21 protein-coding genes are annotated in these 23,075 nt (G+C 44.6%); all 21 read right to left on the bottom strand.

Features of this window, described 5'->3' with window-relative positions:
• Positions 1 to 26: 26 nt before the first annotated feature.
• Positions 27 to 386, bottom strand: a complete 360-nt coding sequence (locus ACZQK9_RS01345; RefSeq protein ID WP_177970527.1) for an Asp23/Gls24 family envelope stress response protein — start codon at positions 384 to 386, stop codon at positions 27 to 29.
• 248 nt (positions 387 to 634) lie between these two features.
• The gene (gene rpmB / locus ACZQK9_RS01340; RefSeq protein ID WP_117780688.1) at positions 635 to 820 is read right to left on the bottom strand and encodes a 50S ribosomal protein L28; all 186 of its coding nucleotides are present in this window, start codon (positions 818 to 820) and stop codon (positions 635 to 637) included.
• Between the two features lie 148 nt (positions 821 to 968).
• On the bottom strand, positions 969 to 3,110 hold the full coding sequence (locus tag ACZQK9_RS01335; protein ID WP_216506856.1) for a Tex family protein: 2,142 nt from the start codon (positions 3,108 to 3,110) through the stop codon (positions 969 to 971).
• A 13-nt stretch (positions 3,111 to 3,123) separates the two neighbouring features.
• Positions 3,124 to 4,029, bottom strand: a complete 906-nt coding sequence (locus ACZQK9_RS01330) for a radical SAM protein (protein ID WP_483269373.1) — start codon at positions 4,027 to 4,029, stop codon at positions 3,124 to 3,126.
• A 28-nt stretch (positions 4,030 to 4,057) separates the two neighbouring features.
• The gene (locus ACZQK9_RS01325; RefSeq protein WP_483269372.1) at positions 4,058 to 4,951 is read right to left on the bottom strand and encodes a DMT family transporter; all 894 of its coding nucleotides are present in this window, start codon (positions 4,949 to 4,951) and stop codon (positions 4,058 to 4,060) included.
• A gap of 37 nt (positions 4,952 to 4,988) precedes the next feature.
• Positions 4,989 to 6,170, bottom strand: coding sequence for a tRNA uracil 4-sulfurtransferase ThiI (gene thiI, locus ACZQK9_RS01320; RefSeq protein WP_178016636.1), 1,182 nt, complete (start codon positions 6,168 to 6,170; stop codon positions 4,989 to 4,991).
• Positions 6,171 to 6,245: 75 nt separating this feature from the next.
• Positions 6,246 to 7,391 (bottom strand): cysteine desulfurase family protein, encoded by a 1,146-nt coding sequence (locus ACZQK9_RS01315; protein WP_483269371.1) that lies wholly within the window; start codon positions 7,389 to 7,391, stop codon positions 6,246 to 6,248.
• Between the two features lie 45 nt (positions 7,392 to 7,436).
• Positions 7,437 to 8,183 (bottom strand): 16S rRNA (uracil(1498)-N(3))-methyltransferase, encoded by a 747-nt coding sequence (locus ACZQK9_RS01310; RefSeq protein WP_216506865.1) that lies wholly within the window; start codon positions 8,181 to 8,183, stop codon positions 7,437 to 7,439.
• Positions 8,184 to 8,263: 80 nt separating this feature from the next.
• Complete coding sequence (locus tag ACZQK9_RS01305; RefSeq protein ID WP_178016633.1) at positions 8,264 to 8,419, bottom strand: hypothetical protein; 156 nt, start codon at positions 8,417 to 8,419, stop codon at positions 8,264 to 8,266.
• 11 nt (positions 8,420 to 8,430) lie between these two features.
• Positions 8,431 to 9,495 (bottom strand): LytTR family transcriptional regulator DNA-binding domain-containing protein, encoded by a 1,065-nt coding sequence (locus ACZQK9_RS01300; RefSeq protein WP_216506867.1) that lies wholly within the window; start codon positions 9,493 to 9,495, stop codon positions 8,431 to 8,433.
• A gap of 153 nt (positions 9,496 to 9,648) precedes the next feature.
• The gene (locus tag ACZQK9_RS01295) at positions 9,649 to 10,359 is read right to left on the bottom strand and encodes a LytR/AlgR family response regulator transcription factor (protein WP_483269370.1); all 711 of its coding nucleotides are present in this window, start codon (positions 10,357 to 10,359) and stop codon (positions 9,649 to 9,651) included.
• 230 nt (positions 10,360 to 10,589) lie between these two features.
• On the bottom strand, positions 10,590 to 12,308 hold the full coding sequence (locus ACZQK9_RS01290; RefSeq protein WP_483269369.1) for a serine/threonine protein kinase: 1,719 nt from the start codon (positions 12,306 to 12,308) through the stop codon (positions 10,590 to 10,592).
• Between the two features lie 26 nt (positions 12,309 to 12,334).
• The gene (prmA, locus tag ACZQK9_RS01285) at positions 12,335 to 13,339 is read right to left on the bottom strand and encodes a 50S ribosomal protein L11 methyltransferase (RefSeq protein WP_483269368.1); all 1,005 of its coding nucleotides are present in this window, start codon (positions 13,337 to 13,339) and stop codon (positions 12,335 to 12,337) included.
• A gap of 10 nt (positions 13,340 to 13,349) precedes the next feature.
• The gene (gene dnaJ / locus ACZQK9_RS01280) at positions 13,350 to 14,516 is read right to left on the bottom strand and encodes a molecular chaperone DnaJ (protein WP_021984332.1); all 1,167 of its coding nucleotides are present in this window, start codon (positions 14,514 to 14,516) and stop codon (positions 13,350 to 13,352) included.
• Positions 14,517 to 14,575: 59 nt separating this feature from the next.
• Entirely contained in the window at positions 14,576 to 16,420 is a 1,845-nt protein-coding gene (gene dnaK / locus ACZQK9_RS01275; RefSeq protein ID WP_021984331.1) for a molecular chaperone DnaK, read from the bottom strand.
• A gap of 59 nt (positions 16,421 to 16,479) precedes the next feature.
• Positions 16,480 to 17,133, bottom strand: coding sequence for a nucleotide exchange factor GrpE (gene grpE, locus ACZQK9_RS01270; protein WP_253292154.1), 654 nt, complete (start codon positions 17,131 to 17,133; stop codon positions 16,480 to 16,482).
• The gene (gene hrcA, locus ACZQK9_RS01265; protein WP_177983433.1) at positions 17,123 to 18,175 is read right to left on the bottom strand and encodes a heat-inducible transcriptional repressor HrcA; all 1,053 of its coding nucleotides are present in this window, start codon (positions 18,173 to 18,175) and stop codon (positions 17,123 to 17,125) included. The genes grpE and hrcA overlap by 11 nt, the downstream gene beginning before the upstream one ends.
• A gap of 203 nt (positions 18,176 to 18,378) precedes the next feature.
• The gene (locus ACZQK9_RS01260; RefSeq protein WP_216506875.1) at positions 18,379 to 20,007 is read right to left on the bottom strand and encodes a S1C family serine protease; all 1,629 of its coding nucleotides are present in this window, start codon (positions 20,005 to 20,007) and stop codon (positions 18,379 to 18,381) included.
• Positions 20,008 to 20,118: 111 nt separating this feature from the next.
• A complete protein-coding gene (locus ACZQK9_RS01255) occupies positions 20,119 to 21,180 on the bottom strand; it encodes a metal ABC transporter substrate-binding protein (protein WP_483269367.1) in 1,062 nt (353 codons plus the stop codon).
• 11 nt (positions 21,181 to 21,191) lie between these two features.
• Complete coding sequence (locus ACZQK9_RS01250) at positions 21,192 to 22,031, bottom strand: metal ABC transporter permease (RefSeq protein WP_216506879.1); 840 nt, start codon at positions 22,029 to 22,031, stop codon at positions 21,192 to 21,194.
• A gap of 2 nt (positions 22,032 to 22,033) precedes the next feature.
• Entirely contained in the window at positions 22,034 to 22,750 is a 717-nt protein-coding gene (locus tag ACZQK9_RS01245; RefSeq protein ID WP_178016624.1) for a metal ABC transporter ATP-binding protein, read from the bottom strand.
• Between the last annotated feature and the right edge of the window lie 325 nt (positions 22,751 to 23,075).

Below are 23,075 nucleotides of genomic sequence, written 5' to 3'. Positions count from 1 at the left end.
TCCTGATCTATATGTGTTATTAATCATTAATCTATCACACGAACGCCTTCAACATAGATGTTGATTGCCTTCACCTTCATGCCTGTCATTTCCTCAATAGAATACTGAACGGTACTGATCAGATTATCGCATACCGTCGAAATGCTGACACCATATGCCACGATAATATGAAAATCAATAGACAGCTCGTTGTTTTCACCAATCACTACATTGACACCCTTGCTGATACTGTCACCCTTCAAAAGCTTTGCAATTCCATCCTTCATACTGATGGTTGCCATACCAACGATACCGAAGCACTCCAACGCGGCATGTCCGGCATACTGGGCAATTACTTCATTTTCTATAATGATTTCACCGTTTTCATTCGATAAATAACCCTTCATGCGTTTACCTCCGTTTCCGTGATAAGCCGGACTGATTCCGGCTGTTTAAAGTCATATAGCGCTATTATACCCTTTTTAAAAGGATTTAGCAACTTTTACCTGCTATGCAATTCCATAAATTTGTCATATCTGCGCATCTTGTCTCTGATTAGCGGTCGTCAAATGCACCGCATAAATGCGTGCATTTTCCTCGTCGCCATAACATAAAAAAAAACAGCATATCAATATGCTGTTTTTTTACCATCTGCTTAGGCTCTCTCAACCTTACCAGACTTCAAGCACTGTGTGCAAACATAAATCTTCTTAGGAGTACCGTTAACTACTGCCTTCACAGACTTGATGTTTGATTTCCACATTCTGTTTGATCTTCTATGAGAATGGCTCACATTGTTACCGAAATGAGCTCCTTTTTCACAAATACTACACTTTGCCACCGTTAGCACCTCCTTGACAAATATTAAGCCCTGCCTGCATAATTCTCTTTGCGGGCTCACAACATAGGCTATTTTACCAAATAACTTTTCAATATGCAAGAAAAATTTTCATATTTTTTGATTTTTTTTGAAAAAGTTTCTTTTTGCCCTATTTTATCATAGATAACTGGATCCGGTGCTTGTCAAGATCCACACTCATCACCGTCACATCCACGATATCTCCGACCGACACGACCTCCAGCGGATGCTTGATGTACTTGTCTGACATCCGGGAAATATGCACAAGTCCGTCCTGATGTACACCGATATCGACGAATGCACCAAAGTCGATGACATTTCGTACCGTTCCTTTTAACTCCATACCCGGCTTTAAATCCTTCATCTCAAGCACATCACTTCGAAGAATCGGCTTTGGCATCTCCTCTCGTGGATCTCTGCCCGGCTTTTCAAGCTCTTTTACAATGTCCACAAGTGTCGGTTCCCCGATTCCAAGTTCTTCTGCAAGCCTCTTCGTATCCTTTGTCTTCTTGCTGATACCCTTCATGCCACCATGCTTGATATCATCCTCCGATACACCGATTTTCTCCATCAAAGCCTTGGTTGCCTCATAGCTTTCCGGATGAACGCTCGTCGCATCTAACGCCTCGCTTCCGCCATGGATACGCAGGAAGCCTGCACACTGTTCGTATGCCTTTGGTCCAAGCTTCGGCACTTTGAGAAGCTCCTTCCGGTTCTTGAAGCTACCGTTTTCTTCCCGGTATGACACGATAGATTTTGCCAGTGTCTTATTGATACCGGACACATACGAAAGCAACGCCGGACTGGCTGTATTCAGATCAATTCCAACCGAGTTTACACAATCCTCGACTACAATGTTGAGCGCATTGCCAAGATTCTTCTGGTTCATATCATGCTGATACTGTCCGACACCAATGGATTTCGGATCAATCTTTACAAGCTCTGCTAACGGATCCTGGATTCTTCTTGCGATACTTGCCGCACTTCTCTGCCACTCATCAAAATCCGGAAATTCCTCCGTTGCTTCCTTGCTGGCTGAATAGATGGATGCACCTGCCTCATCTGTGATGACATATTTTAAGTCCACATTCAGTTCTTTCATCAGCTCGACGATCATCGCCTCAGATTCCCGGCTGGCAGTACCATTTCCCAGGGAAATGAGTGTTACATGATATTTTGCAATCAGCTTCTTCAATACCTGCTTTGCCGCATCATAGTTTTTCTGTCCCTTCGTCGGATAGATGATGACCGTATCAAGTACCTTGCCGGTCTCGTCGACGACAGCAAGCTTGCTTCCATGTGCAAATCCTGGATCCCAGCCAAGCACAACCTGCCCGGAGATCGGTGGCTGCATCAGAAGCTGATGGAGGTTCTTGCCGAATACACCGATTGCGCCCTCCTCTGCCTTCTCAGTCAGTTCATTTCGTATCTCACGTTCGATGGATGGCGCAATCAGACGATCATAGCTGTCTGTGATTGCTTCATAGAGATAGCTTGCACTGTCATGTTTCATATTCTTAATAATCCGCTTTACAAGCCAGAGCAGAATATCCTGTCTCGGTGCCTCTATCTTCACCGTCAAAAACTTCTCTGCCTCCCCGCGGTTGATTGCTAAAATCCGGTGTCCAACCAGCTTTTTGATTGGCTCTGAGAAATCATAATACATTTCATAGACCGAATCTGCTTCCTCATCCTTTGCCTTTGCTATAAGACTTCCGCTCTCCTTCGTCATCACACGAAGCTTCGTCCGGTAATCGGCATCATCTGCATAGACCTCTGCAAGAATATCCTTGGCTCCGTCGATGGCATCCTGCACGCTTTCCACGCCCTTTTCTGCATCGACAAAGGCTGATGCCTCTTCCTCAATCGTTTTTTTCGTCTCCTGTGCACGTAAAATCTCTGCAAGTGGCTCTAAGCCCTTCTCCTTGGCGATTGTCGCTCTTGTCCGGCGCTTCGGACGATATGGTCGATACAGATCCTCTAATGCCACCATTGTCATGGCTGCCTCGATCTGCTTTTTCAATTCCTCCGTCAGCTTACCCTGCTCTTCGATTGTTGCAAGCACAGACGCTTTCTTCTCCTCTAAGTTACGCAGATACACAAGCCGCTCGGACAACGCACGTAACTGCTCATCATTTAAGGAGCCTGTCACTTCCTTCCGGTATCTGGCGATAAACGGAATCGTTGCACCCTCGTCAATCAGTTCAACCGACTTTTCTACCTGCCCTTTCTTAATCTGCAATTCATCTGCGATTACCTGTAATATATCCATGTTGTCTCTCCTGTTATTCCTTATAAAATTCGGGGATGAAGCTTTCCTTTGCCACTTCTCCCTCTTGATAAAACGCCTGCTCCACACCTAAGTTCACTGCATAATCGAGCAGCTTGCGATACGATTTCCGACGGACTTTATCAGCAAGCTCCGGAAACCTTGCTCCGATATCACCAACCGGCGTATATTGACTCATCATACTGATGTAGATATGATTTCCATATGTCTCATAAAGATATCGTACAATCTTCTCTGCTTCTAACAGATGCTTTGGCAGTAACATATGGCGTACGATTACGCCCCGCAGGATATACGCATCCTCAGTACCAAAGACGACTTTGCCACACTGGCGCACCATCTCTGCAATCGCAGCCTTCGCTACCTCCGGATAATCCGGTGCATGGGAATACCTCGCTGCCGTATCCGCATCCATATATTTCATGTCCGGCAGATAGACATCCACCAGCCCATCTAACATGCGCAGGGCTTCCACCTGCACATAACTGCTTGTATTATAGATAAATGGCAAGGAAAAGCCCTGCTCCTTTGCCTGCCGGATCGCTTGCGCCACCTGCGGGATAAAATGATCGGCAGTCACAAGATTGATATTCGCTGCGCCCTGTGCTTCTAAATCATAAAATATCTGCACAAGCATCTCCACCGTAATCGGTTTTCCTGTGCCACCATCCGAGATTGCATAATTCTGACAATACACGCAGTGAAGCGGGCATCCGGTAAAAAATACCGCACCGGAGCCTTTCTCTCCGGAAATACACGGTTCCTCCCACATATGCAGTGCCGCCCGTCCGATCCGCATGGCTGCAGACTCTCCACAGACACCAATCTCGCCGTCTGCACGGTTTTTCTTACAATTCCGCGGGCAAAGTGTGCAGGCTGACAGCTCCGTTGCTTCGTTCATATTCTTCCTCTGACTGTTATCTATACTATTAACCGTTTCTCTCATGTTCTCTGTGCATTTCCTGTCTGTGTGGCCGTTCAATCGTAATATACCACTTCACCACAGACGTTCCAATGATCACCACATACCCAATCACGCTCAGATAATCAGGAATCTGGTCTAAGAATAAAAATCCCCATAGCGCGGTAAAAAGCACGATAGAGAAATCATAGACCGAAATCTCTTTTGCCGGCGCATAGGAATATGCCTTTGTGATAAAAATCTGGCCTCCCGCTGCCGAAACTCCTGTACAAATCAGAAACAGCCACTGAAGTCCACTCATGGGCTGATAATGAAATACAAAAAACGGCAGTGTCACAACACAGGAAAAGGCGGAGAAAAACAATACGATAATCATACTATTTTCTCCACGTTGTCCAAGCTTTCTCACAAACGTATACGCAAAACCCGCACCAAATCCTCCGAGTGCACCGATCAGCGCCGGAACAACTTCCATACTCATCGTCGGTTTTACCACAAGCAGCATTCCGACAAATGCAGCTGCCACCGTCACCCAGTCCAGCTTACTTGCTACCTCCTTCAGCACGAAGAACGAACAGATAATTGCAAAAAACGGGGATAATTTATTAAGCATCGAAGCATCTGATATCGAAATGTGGTCAATCGCATAAAAATTACAGATCAATCCACACGTGCCACCGATGGCACGGCACAGCAGATACTTCAGATTACCCTTTCCAATCCGAAACGGCTGATGTGCCTTTACTAACGCAGTGATTGCTATAAGCATCGCCACCAGATTCCGGAAGAAGCATTTCTGCATCGTCGGCACATCTCCGGCTAACCGGATAAATAAGCTCATAAGAGAAAAGCAAAATGCAGATAACACAATGCAGACAATTCCCTTTTTACTTTTTTCCACGTTGCTCACTTCCTGTCTTATTCATCCACTTACAATATTAACGGCAATATACAATTTCTACATCTTCGATTGCCTTTGCAATCAGACTCTCGACCTTTCCGACAAGTGCCTTCTCAGACTCTAAAATCTGTTCCATCTTCGGCTTTGTCACTGGATGCTGTGCCACAAAGGTTGTACAGCAATCCTCATATGGAAGAATGGAAGTCTCATACGTTCCGATCTTTTCTGAGATATCAATGATTTCCTGCTTATCCATACCAATACATGGGCGGAATACCGGAAGCTTGTCGATTGCACTGTCAATCACAAGCAGACTCTGTGTCGTCTGGCTCGATACCTGTCCGATACTCTCTCCGGTAATCAGACACTGGCAGTCTTCTTTCAATGCAATCTCCTGCGCAATCTGATACATAATCCGCTTCATGATGATCGTCAGTTCATCATGTGGACAATTGTCGTAGATAGCAAGCTGCACATCGGTAAACGGTACCACATGGAGTTTGATCACGCCTGAATACTTCGACACAATCTTCGCAAGATCAATTACCTTCGTCCGCGCCTGCTCGCTTGTAAATGGTGGTGCATGAAAATACACCGCTTCAATCTCCACACCACGCTTGGCGATCATATATGCCGCAACCGGGCTGTCGATACCACCGGAAAGAAGCGTCATGCCCTTTCCATTCGTGCCGACCGGAAGTCCGCCCGGTCCCGGAATGATCTGGGAATAAATATATGTGACATTTCTCACTTCCACATTGATAAATACATCCGGCTTATGAATGTCGACCGTCATATCTGGATAAGCATCTAACAGATCGGCTCCAAGATCGCAGTTTAACTCCATCGAAGTCTTTGGAAATGTCTTATTATTTCTTCTTGCATTTACCTTGAATGTAAAATGCTTGTCATGATACTCCTCTGCCACATGTGCAACCACTGCCGCAGAGATTGCCTCATAGCTTAACTCCTCCACGACCTTGACCGGGCAGACGCCGACAATACCAAAGATCGTTGTGAGCACCTTCATGACATCCTCGTAATCATAGTCCGAAAATGCTTCCACAAAAATACGTCCATATTCCCGGCGCACTTCAAACTTTCCAAGCGGTTTTAAACGTGCACGCATACGCTTGCACATGATTTCCTCGAAGACGTACCGGTTCTTTCCCTTGGTACCAATCTCCGCATATTTGATTAAAAACATCTTATACTGCATTTATAATCCTCATTTCTTATACTCTATTGCTGTCTTCCATCGCTCCACTATAGCAGAACCAGCATGGAATAGCAATTATTTCTTTCTTGTATAACGTCGCAACATTGGAAGTGTCTCCTTTAACACTGACACACAATAATCTACTTCTTCCTTCGTGTTCCATTCACAGAAGCTGAACCGGAGTGTCGATTCTAACTGTTCCTGTGACAGTCCGATTGCCGTCAGAACATGGCTTACCTGTGGTTTATTTGAGGAGCACGCCGAACCTGCTGATACATAGATTCCCTTGTCACCGATTGCACGCATCAATACCGCTGCCCGTACGCCCTCAAAGCTGATACTCGCAATATGTGGTGCCTCACCCGAATGATCATAGACTCCCTCGATCTTCGTTACTTCCGATACAAGATAATCGCGTACTTCTCGTATATGCTGCATCTTCGCTTCATGATCCGTATAGATCATCTCTGCGGCAAGTCCCATACCTGCGATACCCGGCAGGTTCTCCGTACCGGAACGCATGAAATTCTGCTGCCCGCCTCCATAAATGATCGGACGGATCAACGTCTTATCCTTGATATACAGCGCCCCGCTGCCCTTCGGTCCGTGGATCTTATGACCGCTCACCGAAAGCAGATCTACGCCAAGCTGCTTCGGTGTGAATTTTAATTTACCATACGCCTGCACTGCATCCACATGCACAAGTGTCTGCGGATTGTGTGCCTTCACAAGCTTTACCAGTTCCTCGACCGGCTGGATGCTTCCGATCTCATTATTTACATACATGCAGCTGACGAGTATCGTATCGTCCCGCAGGAGCTTCGACAGGCTGTCCAGATCAACCTTTCCATCCGAACCAACTTCCAGGAAGCTTACCTCAAAGCCTTCCTTATGCAAAAACTCCACCGTGGAAAGAACCGATGCATGTTCGATTGGTGTCGTGATAATATGCTTCCCAGCACGGCGATGTGCCAGAGCTGCACCAATCAAAGCGAGGTTATTCGCCTCTGTACCGCCAGATGTAAATACGATCTCCTTCGGCTGACATTTGAGTGTCTTTGCTACCTGTTCGGTCGCAGTGCGCTCATAGTCTTTCGCCGTCAATCCTTTCTTGTGCTGGGACGATGGATTTCCATAATCCACGTCCAGCAATGTCATCATCAGTTCCTTTACCTCTGGAAACACAGCTGTTGTTGCTGCATTATCAAAATAACATTCCATATTTTTTCCTTCTATCAATCTATGCTATAAAAATTTCTTATATCTCTACTGCTCCATCTGAAACATCAAAATGGACAAAATTGCAAGTCCAGCAGTCTCTGTACGTAAAATCCGGTTTCCGAGTGTCAGAATCTTCGCGCCGGCTTCCTTTGCTGCATCAATTTCTTCCTTGGCAAATCCACCCTCCGGACCTATAAAAATCCCGATCTTAGAACCCTCCGGAAGCTCTGCCGCCTGTGCAATCACCGTTCTTGCATACGTGATTCCTTCTGCACTTTCATACGGAACCAACAACGCATCAAATGTTTTTGCATACTGCAAAGCCTCTCCATATGTCATAAAATCCAAAATTTCTGGAATCACACCACGTCCCGATTGTTTTGCTGCGGATTCCGCAATCATCTGATAGCGTTCTCTTTTTTTGTCTTTTTTCTTTTCCTCCAGCTTCACTACCGTTCGTTTCATCATCACAGGGGCAATCTGCGCAGCCCCGAGCTCCACGGCTTTCTGTATAATGAATTCCATTTTGTCGGACTTTGGCATTCCCTGAAACAACGTAATCTTACATGGAAGTTCCGCCGCGTTCTGATTAATATCAACAATTTCCGCATATACATGCTCTTTATCCAGCTCTGCTATCTGGCACACATATTCCTTTCCATCTCCATCACATATAGTGATGCTGTCGCCAATAGACAGGCGAAGTACGTTTTTTATATGATTGACATCTTCACCGGTAATTGTAATGCCTGTCTGTGCATCTCTGCAGCCTTCCACATAAAATCTTGGCATTTCCGTCTACCTCCTTTTCGGTATCACGTTCCCTATCATACCGCATCTGCCACGGTTTTTAAAGATTTTTTTCTTTTTGATTATTGTGTCTCCGTCAAACAGGCTGTCTGCTTTTCTGTTTCTTCTGAAAATTTTACCTTTGTTTCTGCAATCCGTTCTGCTTCTATGCACAATGGACACCGTGTGTATTTGTCATTCTCGTAATAATGCTTACCCTTGTCACATTTTATAATCATACCTGTTTTCCTTATCCCAATCGAAGCTCCTGTGATGCATCACAGATCCAGACGCGATTCCCCGCATATGCTTCTTTCTTATTTCCCTTTCCGATTCGTGTTCCTTCTACATACACACCGTTCTTTGAACAATCCTCAATCTCATAATTCCCGTTTTCCAAACGCTGGATCACACAATGTTTCCGGCTTACCGTAGATTTCGTCATGCCGATCTGACAGATAGATAAATCCCTGCCCAGATATAAATGTTCTCCTTTTTTCATACGATATATTACGCCAAGCAATTCCCCTTTTGTTCCAATTACCGCACCGTTATCATCCATATGCAATGCCACACTGCGTGTCACTGTCTGATCTGCATCCTGTCTTTGAAATAAATTTCCAGATTCCGGACAGAACAGCTCCTGCACTTTCCGGTAATATCTCCGGCTTACCGGAAGCCATCGTTCTCCCACTGACACCTCATATCCCTGCAGCCCGGCAATTTTTGATTTCCTGACTAAAAAGCTTTGGTGAATTCGCAAAAAGCCATAGTTTCCGATCTGTTCCTCAATATCTGCAAGTTTCCCATAAAAAGGGATTTCCTCTCTGTCTGTATGAATCAACAGACGTCTTCCATTACTCTCAATATATTGGATATCCGCAAGCAAAACCGTCCGGTATGCCGACTCTGATTTTATTGTGAGCATTTTCCCCTGTCTGTACCCTGCCATATAACGTTGCAGACAAACAGGCAAATCCACGGACATATTCTTCTTTAATATATAGCCCATTGCCTGAACATCATATCCTTCGTAGACGTATTTCGTTTCTTCTGTCACAAAAATAATATCCACATCCAGCTTCTTTTGTCGAATTTTCTTTGCCAGCTGTAATCCATTTTTTGATTGAAACGTTATCTCGAGCAGCAATAAATTAAATGGAACTGTTTCCCTTTCCAGTTCCTGTTCCAGTGTCTCTGCATCCGCATATTCCATGCAGGAAAATTCCTCGTTATAAAATAACACCTTCGTCAAAATCTTGCGAACCGATTCCCGATTCTCTGCATTTTCATCACAAATTCCTATACGTAACATTCTTCTATCCCCGTTGCACAGAGACAAGATGCGTTCTGCGCATCTCGCTCTGATCAGCGTCTGCAAATGCACCGCATAAATGCGTGCATTTTCTCATCACAATAAACAAAAAATCGAGTACTGAGTACCCGATTTATATTTTATCATGTTCCTTTATTTTTTCCAATATTCCTGATATGCTTTTCTTACATCTTTATCATATGTCCGGCCGATCGGAATGATCTTTCCACTCTGTACCTCTAACGTCTCCACACCCAAATAGATGATATATGCCAGATTCACGATATACCCGCCATGCACACGTATCATATTATCCCCAATATTCTTACTGATCCCTGCAAGCGATTCATAACAGATATATTCCCGATAACGTGTAACAATATTGATAGTTCTTCCGCATTTCTCAATATATATAATATCCGGACGATTAATGAATACATGATGTCCTTCACAGATAATCTCCATGGACTTCCGGTTTTTATCCTGTTTTACCAATGCAATTGCTTTTTGCATTGCTAATCCCAACACCTGTTCTGCATCTTTCCGTCTTATAAAATAACAATGATTTGTCTCATATACATCTTTAATTGCATTTTCATCTTCTGTCAGATATATAATCTTACAAAAAGGAAACGCGCCATTAATCTGTTTTGCAAGAGCCACACCATCCATTCCGCTATTTGGATACTGTGTATTCATAATCAATATCTCACAATCAAAAACCATTTCTTCCATATCTATCATAATCTCATTCGGTGTATATGGTCGAAATAAAATCCCCTGTGTTTCTTTATAAAGATCACTTAATACAAGAAGTAGTTTTCGCCTTACTTCGCAGCTTTCATCACAAATTCCTATTTTCATCGTTCGTCTCTTCCCCGGTCCCAAATATTCATTTTGTAAATATTATCATAAAAAACACCCCAAAAACGAAATCCTGCTGATTTGGCTATATATCCGGTATAATTTACGATTCTTTTACAATTACTGACTAGCGATATCTTAGCAAAAAATGCATTTTTCAAATAAAAAATGTAATATTTATACTGTTTTTTGTATTAATTAGTATATTTTTCTATCAAGTAAAACCCTCACTATGAAATACCCCTGTTCAACCAGAATTCAATTGTCACCTGAAACAATGCCTCATAGGTGTCCGGATCCTCATATGAAAAATATAATTTGTATTTTCCATCCTCCAAATCTGAAGCAAGCGGAATATATAATGTAAACGCATCCTTATCAAAGTGAAATTCCGGCGTAAACCATGTTGCATAATCCCATGTACTCTCCATGCCAGCCAAACCATAGATCGGTTTATAAATTCCAGTTTCCGAATCATACTTTTCAAAAGTAAATGAATATGTGAATGTTTCCGACATCTGCGGTGGATTTGCCAGAAGACTGTCATAATATTTTAATCGAAGCTTTGCGCAGTCTCCATAATATGGATCTGTTGCCATCTGTGAAGAATCCATGACACCTCCAAGATTTCCATCCTCCATATACTCAAACGCATCAATACTGACACGTTCTGTCTCCGAAGATGTGACATTCAAAATTGTATCCAGTTTTTGCTGTTCCTCAAGTTCTTCCTTTGTTGGCACATGCATTACCATAGAATTATCCAAATTCCCGGTCGTTTGTTCTGCCTCTGACGCAGGCTCTGGCAATGTACTGATCTGTCCATCTGTCTGTGTTGCTATTTTTTCCTCTGTCGATGCATCGGTTGGCGTTACCGCTACATTCTCCGGTTGATGTATTTTTAGCCGGAGCATCCAGATTGTCCCACCAAGTATCAAAAGAATCAAAATCAATACGATACCCCGAAGCTTCTTTCCAGTCTGCAAATATCGTTTCGGTATACTGGATTTTGGAATTGTATAAATACTCCGCACTTCCCCCTGATTGGCTCCATCAAGCAAAGCTTCCCGCATCGCCTCCACGGTCGGATAACGATCCTCGATTTTTACAGACATTGCCTGCATGATCACCTTTGATAAATACATCGGAATCTCCGGATTCACTACACAGACAGGCTTTATCGTATCCTCCAGTGCACGACCGAAAGATTCCTCCGGCTTTTCTCCGGTCGCTGCAAAATAAAGTGTGGCACCAAGTGCGTAGATGTCTGTCCACGGGCCCTGTTTATCCTTCTTTGCGTACTGCTCCGGCGGTGCATATCCCGGCTTTAATACAACCGACATCGTCTGTTCTCCATCCAGATATACCTGCTTTGCCGCGCCAAAATCAATCAGTTTTACCGTAAGATCCTCACAGATAAATATATTTTCCGGACTGATATCCCGGTGGATCATATCCGATGCATGAACAATTGCAAGCGCATCCAGCACCGAGAGACAGATATGTATGATATGATCCGTGTCCAACCGGCCTCCATGGTCAAGTACATACCGCTTTAACGTACAGCCATGCAGATATTCCATGACCATATATGCAGTATCATTTTCTTCCAGATAATCATAAATACTGACAATATTCGGTTCTGCCTGAAATCGTGCCACATCCTGTGCTTCCTTCAAAAACCGGACCAGTCCACGATGATATTCCTTCTTCTCATTTCCAACCGGCACACAGACTTTTGAAGAATCTACACTGCGTGTTGCAATCCCGGACGGATAATACTCTTTGATTGCAACATAAGCCTGCAAAAGCGGATCCCATGCACGATACGTGATTCCAAATCCACCTGCACCGATCACTTCTTCAATTTTATATCGCTCTTTCAAAATAACACCCGGTTTTAAACACCGGGTGTTACTCATACTACGATTCGACGGACTTTCAATCATTCCGCGTTCTCCCCATTAATCGCATTTTATTTCTTTCTTCCGATTACAGATACCCAGTCGTTCATATGCACGACATCGATAACTTCAAAACCATTCGCAGTCATTGCATCTGTGACATCTTTTTCCTTCACATCCAGAATTCCGGATGTAATAAAATATCCATCCTGTTTCAGATACGGTCCAATTACCGCAGAGAGAGGCACGATCACATCTGCCAGAATATTGGCAACAACAATATCATACTGTCTATCTACCTCCAGATGCTGTGTTTCTTTGATTGATGAACGATCAAGCTGGAATGTCGTTCCCTTGCCAATATAATTATCCGCAAGAAGATTTCCACACGAAAACTTAATCTTATCTTCACTCATATGATTAAGCTTTGCATTTTCTTCACTTGCCCGTACAGCAAGCTCATCAATATCCATACCATGTACAAAGCCTGCTCCAAGCCTTGATGCGATCATGGATAAAATACCACTGCCACAGCCGACATCAAACACCGTATCGCCCGGCTTTAAATATTTCTTTAACTGTCCGATGCAAAGCTTCGTTGTCTCATGGGAACCCGTTCCAAATGCAATACCCGGATCAATCTCAATCACGATGTCATCCGGCTTCGCGTCTTCAACTGTCTCCCAGGTCGGTTTAATCACAATATCATCATAGAGACGGATCGGATGGAAAAACTGCTTCCAGTTGTTCATCCAGTCTTTGTCCTCTGTATTTGAAAGTGTTATATTCTTGCTGCCTACCGGTATAAACGCTTCAAGGCGGGTAAGCTCTGCAGCTATATCCGCCCTTAACGTTTCTATATTGAAAGAGTCATCTATGTAGCAGGAAACCTGTGCGGTTCCATCATCCTCGCCATCAACAAGCGGGATATCCACAAACATAGCAGCCTTATCTTCCTCGGTAAGTGGCACATGATCTTCTATCATCACACCTTCCACACCCTTTTCATCTAAGAATGCAGAGATGAGATCAACAGCTTCCACCGTTGTATCGATGGTCAGTTTTGTCCACATCATTTTACCTTACCTATAATCCTTTTTTGAACCCTTTCTTTCTCTTATGATCACCAAAAATCGAAGAACCGGACGATGCCGCATCCGTAGACGAACGCGCATTGACCGTTGTATTCGCATACTGATTCAGAATCGATTTTTGCTCTTCTGTCAGCTTATCCGGTACCTGAACAACCAGAGTGATATAATGATCACCACGTACGGTCTTGTTACGAAGTGTCGGAACACCCTTGCCCTTCAGTTTTACCTTTGTATCTGTCTGTGTACCAGGCTTGATCTCCAATTCATAAGGTCCGTCAATCGTTGTAACGGTGATCTTACCACCCAGCGCTGCCTGTGTAAATGTAATCGGCTCAGAAGAGTAAAGATCATACTCCTGTCTCTGGAATCTAGGATCCCGGTCGACAAGCACGGTTACAAGCAGGTCTCCACGTTCACCGCCGTTGATACCCGGCTCGCCCTTTGCACGAATACGGATACTCTGACCGTTGTCAATACCTGCTGGAATAGCGACCTGAATCTTCTTCTTACTCTTTACATAACCAGAACCTGCACAGTTGCTGCACTTATACTTGATAATCTTTCCGGAGCCGCCACAATCCGGACATACGGATACGGTTCTTGCCATACCGAACAATGACTGCTGGGTATAGACAACCTGACCTTTTCCGGCACATTTGCTACAAGTCTCCGGCTGATGTCCCGGCTGCGCTCCTGTACCATGACAGACCGTACATTCATCCTTCAACGGAAGCTCCAGCTCTGTCTGTGTACCAAATACAGCATCTGTAAAACTAACACGTACGGTTGTCTTGATGTTCGCACCCTTAACCGGACCATTGGACTGTCTCTGACGGCTGCCGCCACCGAACATATCTCCGAAGATATCTCCGAAGATATCTCCCATATCTGAGAAATCAAATCCACCGAAGCCGCCCGGACCACCGCCCTGCTCGAATGCAGCATGACCATACTGGTCATACTTTGCACGCTTCTCAGGATCGGACAGTACAGCATATGCCTCTGCAGCCTCTTTGAACTTTTCTTCTGCTTCTTTGTCTCCCGGGTTTGTGTCCGGGTGATATTTCTTCGCTACCTTACGGTAAGCTTTTTTCAAATCCGCCTCGGAGACACCTTTCGTGACTCCGAGGACTTCATAATAATCTCTTTTATCAGACATCTGCACTCACCCTTATTATTCGTAATCTGCTTTTATCAACTTGCTCCCCGTCTTAACGCTTAGACTTCCTTGTAGTCTCCATCCACTACATCGTCTGAATAATCTGGTGTGCCTGTGCCTGTACCAGCGTTTGCACCAGGACCGTTCTGCTCATAGAGCTTTGAGAACAATTCCTGTGCGCTGTTCATCAAGGTTTCCTTACCAGCCTTGATCTTCTCTACATCGTAGTCTGTCATGGCATCCGGATCTGTGCTCTCGATGATATCCTTCAAAGCCTTCAGATCAGCCTCTACCTTTGTCTTATCTGTTGCAGAAAGCTTATCTCCTACATCGGAAAGTGCTCTCTCTGTCTGGAATACCATAGCATCTGCATCGTTACGTACTTCGATTGCTTCCTTACGCTTCTTATCCTGTGCCTCGTACTCAGCAGCTTCCTTCACTGCTCTATCGATATCCTCATCGGAAAGGGATGTTCCGGATGTGATTGTGATATGCTGCTCACGACCTGTTCCAAGATCCTTTGCAGATACGTTTACAATACCATTTGCATCGATATCGAATGTAACCTCGATCTGTGGAACACCACGTCTTGCAGGAGCGATACCATCCAGTCTGAAACGACCAAGGCTCTTGTTATCTCTTGCGAACTCACGCTCACCCTGTACGATGTTGATATCAACGGCATCCTGATTATCCTGGGCTGTTGAGAAAATCTGGCTCTTGTTTGTAGGAATTGTTGTGTTTCTCTCGATCAGGTGTGTAGCGATACCACCCATTGTCTCGATAGAAAGTGTAAGTGGTGTAACATCCAGCAGAAGGATCTCGCCGGCACCTGCATCACCTGCAAGCTTACCACCCTGAATAGAAGCACCGATTGCAACACACTCATCCGGGTTGATACCCTTGAACGGATCCTTGCCTGTCAGCTTCTTAACCATATCCTGAACAGCGATGATACGTGTAGAACCACCGACCAGAAGTACCTTATCAAGCTCTGCTGCTGTCAGATCTGCATCCTTCAATGCTGTCTGTACAGGAACTCTTGTCTTATCTACCAGATGTGCTGTCAGTTCATCAAACTTCGCACGTGTCAGATCCATATCAAAGTGCTTTGGACCGTCCTGGGTAGCTGTGATGAATGGAAGGTTGATGTTTGTTGTTGTAGCGGATGAAAGCTCTTTCTTTGCCTTCTCTGCTGCTTCCTTCAATCTCTGCATAGCCATCTTATCTGTTGAAAGGTCTACGCCCTCAGCCTTCTTGAACTCTTCGAGCATATACTGTGTAATTGCGTTATCGAAATCATCACCACCAAGCTTGTTATCACCGGCTGTAGCAAGAACCTCGATGACACCGTCGCCAATCTCAATGATAGATACATCAAATGTACCACCACCAAGGTCGTATACCATGATCTTCTGCTCTTCTTCGTTATCCAGACCATAAGAAAGAGCTGCTGCTGTAGGCTCGTTGATGATACGCTTTACATCAAGACCTGCGATCTTACCTGCATCCTTTGTTGCCTGTCTCTGTGCATCTGTGAAGTATGCAGGAACTGTGATAACTGCTTCTGTAACCGGCTCACCGATATAGCTCTCGGCATCTCTCTTCAGCTTAGAAAGAATCATAGCTGAAATCTCCTGTGGAGAATACTTCTTACCATCGATGTCTACCTTGTAATCGCTACCCATATGTCTCTTGATGGAAGCGATTGTCTTATCTGCGTTTGTAACTGCCTGACGCTTTGCTGCATCACCAACGACACGCTCGCCGGTCTTTGTAAATGCAACAACAGATGGTGTTGTTCTTGAACCCTCGGCGTTTGTAATAACAACCGGCTTACCACCTTCCATAACTGCTACACATGAATTTGTTGTACCTAAGTCAATACCAATAATCTTACCCATAATATTTTTCCTCCTAATTATTATCTCTTAAAATATGCTGATTGATTTATTGTAAAAGGTTAATTTGCAACCTTTACCATGCTGTATCGCAATACCTGATCCTTGTACATATAGCCTTTCTGCATCTCTTCGGCTACAACGTTCTCTCCGTAATTTTCATCTTCCACATGTGTTACCGCATTGTGGTAATCCGGATCAAATGTCTTGCCTTCTGCATCCATCGGCTTTACGCCAAGTCCCTCAAGTGATACCATGAGCTGCCGGTAAATCTTATCGACACCCTGTTCAAATGCCCGGTCCATATCCTCTTCCGGAATACTGGAAAGGGCACGTTCCAGATTATCCACTACCGGAAGCAGCTTCTCTAAAACTTCCTTGGCTCCGATATCATACATCTTCTTGGATTCCTTCTCGTTCCGCTGACGCATGTTCTCGAACTCTGCCAGCAGGCGCTTATATTTCTCTTCGTTGCCGGCTGCCAGCTCCTTTGCCTTCTCCAGCTCAAGCTGAAGAGCCTTGCTGCCCCTGCGGTTTCCTTTTGAAACCGGCTTTGGCTTTGCGGCCTCCGCTTCTTCCTTGTTCTCTGCCGGAACAGTTTCTTCTTCGTTCACCTGCACGTCGGTTCCTTCTGTTACCGGAGCATCATCCACAGCCTTAACTTCTTCGACTGTCTCCGCTTCTTTATTTGCATTTACATTTGTCTTATTGGCCATTCTCATTCACCCCTTCGCCTTTCTTGAATATCTCATCGAGTTCGATTGTCAGGTTCTTCAATGTACTGACAACCTTCTTATAATCCATTCTCTTCGGTCCCAATATTCCAATTGTTCCCTTTGCGCCTTCCGGCATCTGGTAGGTCGCTGTAACAAGAGAGCAATCTTTCAGGCTTGGTGTCTCATCTCCAATATATACCTGAATTCCGGATTCGTTCGTCTTTCCGGTTGTCTCTTCCAGCAGATGGGATACTTCGTTCTTATCCTCGAGCTTCTCAAGCAATTCACTCGTCTTGGATATATCTCCAAGCTCCGGATACTTCAGAATATTTGTCGCACCGCTGGTATAAACCTCAAGTTCCTGTGCCTCATGTATCGCTTCCACAATTCCCTGAAAGATCTGGTCTAATATCTCACCATACCCTCCGGACTGCTTCTTCATCGCCTGAATCATCTCCAGATTGATATCCTCTAAGCTTGCACCCTGTAAGAAGGTATTCAATAAGATATTAAATTTCAGAACATCTTCATTATCAAGGTCCACATTGATGTGAATCATCTGATTCTTAATAATGTTACCCTCAACCACAATGACTGCGAGAAGCGTATTCTCATCTACAAGAGAAAGCTGGATAAACTTGACTGTTTTCTCATAATTTGGTGCCGTAACCATCGTTGCATAATTGGTATTGTATGCCAGTACCTTCGCAACCTGTTTCAAGAGCACCTCCATGCGGTCCACCCGTTCTAACAGTGTGTCACGCTCCTGCTTTGCAACCTCTGCAAATTCTTCTTTCTCGTCCATCAGCTGATCGACATAGAACCGGTATCCGGCATCTGTCGGGATTCGTCCTGCCGATGTATGTGGCTGAATAATGTATCCCATTTCCTCCAGATCTGCCATCTCATTCCGGATTGTAGCGGAACTTAAGTTCAGATCGGTGTACTTTGAGATTGTTCTGGAACCTACCGGTTCCCCAGTCTCCAGGTAATTGGAAATAATGGCTTTCAGGATCTTCACCTTACGCTCATCTAATTCCATCTTATCACCTCTTCGAAAGCCTTTTATTTATTAGCACTCATTTCTATCGAGTGCTAACCCTATTGGTAGACTACCACTACATATAGTAATTGTCAAGGAAAATTATCATAATTTTGTGAAAAAAATGTGTATTTCATCTATATGAAAAAGAGTGCGGAAAACCGCACTCTTTAGGGAAGAAAAATCACGGATGATTGTAAATTTTATTTGTTATCTGCGTTTGGATTTTCCATCAATGTAACATCAACAGTCTTCTCCACATACGCATCGTCCTTCAGATATTCAAAAGTAATTGGAACCGTCTCTCCGGCTGCATAATAATTCAGTTTCTCTGTTAATTCCTCAGCACTGCTGATGGACTGTCCATCAATCTTCGTAATCACATAATTCGCCTTGATGCCTGCCTTCTGCGCGGCACTCTTGCCGGCTACTTCTGTGACAAGAACACCTTCCGGAATACCATATGCTTCTGACACATCGGAAGATACGGTTGCACAGGAGATTCCAAGATAACCTTTCTCATTCTCATCAACCTTTTCACGTGTCTGACGGTTCATCAGATCATCCAGACGATCCTGTACAGCAGTAATCGGAATTGCATATCCCATGCCTTCCACGGTTGTATCGGAATACTTCGAAGAGTTAATACCAATAACTTCGCCCTTCATATTCAGAAGTGCGCCGCCACTGTTACCAGGGTTAATGGCTGCATCCGTCTGAATGAGCGGTGTTGTGTTCGTGCTGTTTGTACGGTCCTTTGCACTGACAATGCCAGTTGTAACAGACTGTCCATAGCCAAGTGCATTACCGATGGCTACGACCTGTTCACCGACCTTCAGGGAATCCGAATCACCAATCGTGGCAATCTTGATCTGATTCATCGTGGATTCCTTTATATCACTGAGCTTTACAACAACGATTGCAAGGTCCGTGTCGCTATCGGTACTCTTTACCTGTGCCTCGTAGCTCTCACCATCTGCAAACGTTACATTTACGGTTGTGGCATCACTGACAACATGGTTGTTTGTTACCATCAAAAGCTCGCTGTCATTCTCACCGATGATAATACCGGAACCGGAGCCTTCTGCCTCATACTGCTGTGTATAACCAAACATACCCTGCTGCTCCACGATTGCCGAAATGTTGATTGCTACAACACTTGGCATAACATTTTCTGCGATTGTGGAGACATCCATGCCATTTCCAACCGAAGCGGTTGATGTCAGGCTCAGGGACTCTGTCGTCGGTGCAGATGTTGTGGAAGCAGCCTCTGTCGTTGTATTCATAAGTGCATCGAGCTTCTTGATCTGGTTTCCGGCGATTCCGTAGAATGCGCCACCGGCTACGCCGCCGAAGACTGCCGCACTTGCAACGACTGCCACGCCCTTCTTCCAGAAGGTACGTTTGTTATGTGGTGTCTTTGGAGCTTTTGATTTCTTGACTCTCTGTTTCTTTGCTTTCTTTACCTTTGCCTTCGCCTGTTCTGCATCTGCATTCTGATAATAACCGGTCTGTCCATAGCTATATGCATTCTGATTCGGCTGCTGGTAATTGTTATTATAGTAATGCTCGGTACCCTGGCTCATCTGCTGGGCGCGTTCTGCCATCGCCTGCATGTATTCCTGTGTACGCATATCGCTGTAGTATGTGTTACCATACTGCTGTGCCTGTGTGTAGGCATCCTGCTGTGTATGACCGGCATGCTGTTCTGCCTGCTGTGTGGTACGTTTCAAATTATCCGTATTACTATCTCCGGTATCATACGGTGTCTCTGCATGTGTTGTCTGATCCACATGTTCATTTTCTCTGTTATTTCCAAATTCGTCCATCATATCTATTCCTCCATTCGATATAAGCTTTATTACTTATCTTTGTTATGGCTTAATCATAACCCCAAGCTATGGTTAAATTTTGAAGAAAATGTCAAGAAAATGTGAATTCATCTATGGCGCCTGCAAACCTCTTTTTAGCATCTGCAGATTTTCTTCCATATAAGATAGGTATGTGCATCCCTTTTGTATGTCTTCCTTTGTTACTGACTGCATAGACGAAAGATGCAGGATTTGTGGCTGCATATCCGCCGACTCCGCAATCGTTCTTGCTAGGCTGTCTGTGCCATTGTCCACCACATAGATGGCTGGCAGCTTGTACTCCTGCAATTTTTCTGCCAGATAGGTAACGGTATGCACACTTGCCTCCACATCGGCTGAGCAGCCGGAATATGCCGCAAAATAATGAATATCATAATCTTCTGCCAGATACAGGAATGGAAACCGGTCGCCGACTAAGATCGTCGTCTGCGTGGCTGCATCCCGCATGGTCTGATAATCTGCATCCAGTGCTTCGAGCTTTCCGGTGTAGGCTTTGGCATTTGCCGCATACTTCTGTGAATTGCAAGAATCAAGCTTTGTAATGGCATCCGCTAATGTCTCTGTACAGACGATTGCATTTTTCAAGGATAACCACACATGCTCGTCGTAATGATCATCATGATCTGTGATTTCCGCTTCATGTCCGTGCTCATCATAATCTGTGGTTTCTGCTTCATGTCCGTGTTCGTCATGATCATGTTCTTCGCCGTCATGATCATGATGATGATGTCCTTCTACGCCTTCCAATTCCACTTCATTTAACGCCCGGTCGCCAACCAGGTCCAACAGACTGATGGCAACGATATCTTTATTACCAGACTCTGCAAGGGCATCGCTCACCCATGTATCACTCTCTCCACCGACATAGACTAACATCCGGCAATCCGCAATCTTCATGATATCCTGTGCACTCGGCTGATAGCTGTGCAAGTCCACGCCGTTATCGACCAGCATCCGGCATGTAAATGTATCCGTATCACCAAGGATTTCCCGCACCCAGTCATATGCCGCGAAGGTTGTACATAAAATCACATTCTCGTCCTGTTCTGCCGTCGTCGGTTCGGTGCACCCGGTAAGAAAAGTCAGACAAAGTGCAAGGACAATCCCGATGGATTTTAAATGTCTGTGTTTCATTCTCGCCACCTCTACTCTCTGTGCAGCGCGATTCCGATGATACTGAATATCACAAATAGCACAATATCAATCGCTACAATCGTCGCACTGACCGGCGTCGATGTTGCAATCGAAATCAGGATTCCCACACCGGAAGATACCACGCCATACACGGCGGAACAGATGAATACACTCTTATAATTCTTAAATACACGCATCGCAGATAGTGCCGGAAATATAATCAACGCCGATACCAGAAGGGATCCGACGATGTTCATCGCAACTACGATTACAACCGCTGTGACAACCGCCATCAGCACATTGTAGGCACCAGTATGGATACCGGTTGCACGTGCAAAATTCTCATCGAAAGTCACCGAGAAAATCTTGTGATAATACAGAATGTAGAACACAAGCACTAATAGTGACATGATTAGGCAGATCCACACATCCGTATTCGATAATGTAAGTATCGACGCCGCTCCAAAAAGCGTCGAGCAGACATCTCCGGATACATTCTGGGATGTTCCCGATACATTCATGATCAGATATCCAAACGCGAGCGATCCGACGGAAAGCATCGCGATCACGGCATCTCCGTTGATCTTCGCATTCTGTCCGGTCTTTAACATCAGTATCGCCGCCACGACCGTAATCGGCAATATGATCAGTGTATTGTTCGTCATGCGCAGCACCATAGCAATCGCCATTGCCGCAAATGCCACATGGGACAATCCGTCTCCAATATAAGAAAACCGCTTTAACACAAGTGTCACACCAAGCATGGATGCACAAAAAGCAACCAGCACACCGGCAACTAAGATCCGACGGACAAATGGATATTGCAGGTATTCAACTAATGTATTCCACATATCTATACTCCTTCTTCTCTTGTTGCAGCATAATCCGCATATTGTCTGCCAATTGCACTTTTTAGGTACGCTTCCTTGGAATCAAAAAACTCCGGTGTATCACTCACATGCAACACCTTGTTTGCATATTGTGCAGCTGCCTGTGTATCGTGCGATACCATTATGATCGTGATTCCTTCCCGGTTCAGTTTCTGGATCAGTTCGTACATCTCGACTGTCACACGGGGGTCTAATCCTGCCACCGGTTCATCAAGCAGCAGAAGCTTCGAGGTTGCACAAAGTGCCCGCGCCAGCAGCACACGTTGCTGCTGTCCACCAGACAGATCACGGTAACATTTCTTCATAAACGGCTCAATCTCCAGCCGCCTCATGTTCTTCTGTGCAATTTTGCGTTCCTCTTTGTTATAGAACGGACGCATGCCACGTTTCGACAAGAACCCTGACAAAACGATTTCCTGCACGGATGCAGGGAAATCACGCTGTGTCACAGTCTGCTGTGGCAGATATCCTATTTCATTTGCTTTCAAATCCTCGCCTCTGACAAGTTTTCCCTGCATCGGACTTTTCAGTCCCAGAATCGCTTTCATCAGAGTACTTTTTCCGGAACCGTTTTCGCCAAGGATGCAGAGATAATCCCCTTGTTCGATGCAGAAATTCAGATGTTCAACCACCGGTTTTCCTTCGTATCCAAGGGATACATCTTCACATGATAGAACCATCGCGGTTCCTCCTTTCTGTTTTATACTTATAATTTGTGTGTTACATATATTTCAAAAACAATTCATTTATATACGATGTATTGAAATTAAGATGTTCTAGATGCTCTGATTTACTCCATATAAACGCACGCAACCGCCGCCAATTCGCCATCCATGGCTCAGTGGCGGCTTGTTTGAACATCGTGTTCAAACATTGCTGATTGATTACAGAGCATCAAGAACATCTAAATTCCAAACATATGTATATTTCATGAATTTGTTTTTTGAAATATATGAAATACACACAAATTACAATTGTTCTATAATTCTTCGAACCTCTTGTTCT

It is taken from the genome of Wujia sp., assembly GCF_056872695.1.
Note: the sequence above shows the minus strand (reverse complement) of the source record. Positions and strands in the feature narration are given on the sequence as shown.

Excerpts from the sequence above, each read along its gene's own strand:
- ACZQK9_RS01345 (WP_177970527.1), bottom strand. The coding sequence starts at position 386 with ATGAAGGGTTATTTATCGAATGAAAACGGTGAAATCATTATAGAAAAT.
- ACZQK9_RS01335 (WP_216506856.1), bottom strand. The coding sequence starts at position 3,110 with ATGGATATATTACAGGTAATCGCAGATGAATTGCAGATTAAGAAAGGG.
- ACZQK9_RS01330 (WP_483269373.1), bottom strand. The coding sequence starts at position 4,029 with ATGAACGAAGCAACGGAGCTGTCAGCCTGCACACTTTGCCCGCGGAAT.
- thiI (WP_178016636.1), bottom strand. The coding sequence starts at position 6,170 with ATGCAGTATAAGATGTTTTTAATCAAATATGCGGAGATTGGTACCAAG.
- ACZQK9_RS01315 (WP_483269371.1), bottom strand. The coding sequence starts at position 7,391 with ATGGAATGTTATTTTGATAATGCAGCAACAACAGCTGTGTTTCCAGAG.
- ACZQK9_RS01310 (WP_216506865.1), bottom strand. The coding sequence starts at position 8,183 with ATGCCAAGATTTTATGTGGAAGGCTGCAGAGATGCACAGACAGGCATT.
- ACZQK9_RS01305 (WP_178016633.1), bottom strand. The coding sequence starts at position 8,419 with ATGATTATAAAATGTGACAAGGGTAAGCATTATTACGAGAATGACAAA.
- ACZQK9_RS01300 (WP_216506867.1), bottom strand. The coding sequence starts at position 9,495 with ATGTTACGTATAGGAATTTGTGATGAAAATGCAGAGAATCGGGAATCG.
- ACZQK9_RS01295 (WP_483269370.1), bottom strand. The coding sequence starts at position 10,359 with ATGAAAATAGGAATTTGTGATGAAAGCTGCGAAGTAAGGCGAAAACTA.
- ACZQK9_RS01290 (WP_483269369.1), bottom strand. The coding sequence starts at position 12,308 with ATGATTGAAAGTCCGTCGAATCGTAGTATGAGTAACACCCGGTGTTTA.
- prmA (WP_483269368.1), bottom strand. The coding sequence starts at position 13,339 with ATGATGTGGACAAAACTGACCATCGATACAACGGTGGAAGCTGTTGAT.
- dnaJ (WP_021984332.1), bottom strand. The coding sequence starts at position 14,516 with ATGTCTGATAAAAGAGATTATTATGAAGTCCTCGGAGTCACGAAAGGT.
- dnaK (WP_021984331.1), bottom strand. The coding sequence starts at position 16,420 with ATGGGTAAGATTATTGGTATTGACTTAGGTACAACAAATTCATGTGTA.
- grpE (WP_253292154.1), bottom strand. The coding sequence starts at position 17,133 with ATGGCCAATAAGACAAATGTAAATGCAAATAAAGAAGCGGAGACAGTC.
- hrcA (WP_177983433.1), bottom strand. The coding sequence starts at position 18,175 with ATGGAATTAGATGAGCGTAAGGTGAAGATCCTGAAAGCCATTATTTCC.
- ACZQK9_RS01260 (WP_216506875.1), bottom strand. The coding sequence starts at position 20,007 with ATGATGGACGAATTTGGAAATAACAGAGAAAATGAACATGTGGATCAG.
- ACZQK9_RS01255 (WP_483269367.1), bottom strand. The coding sequence starts at position 21,180 with ATGAAACACAGACATTTAAAATCCATCGGGATTGTCCTTGCACTTTGT.
- ACZQK9_RS01250 (WP_216506879.1), bottom strand. The coding sequence starts at position 22,031 with ATGTGGAATACATTAGTTGAATACCTGCAATATCCATTTGTCCGTCGG.
- ACZQK9_RS01245 (WP_178016624.1), bottom strand. The coding sequence starts at position 22,750 with ATGGTTCTATCATGTGAAGATGTATCCCTTGGATACGAAGGAAAACCG.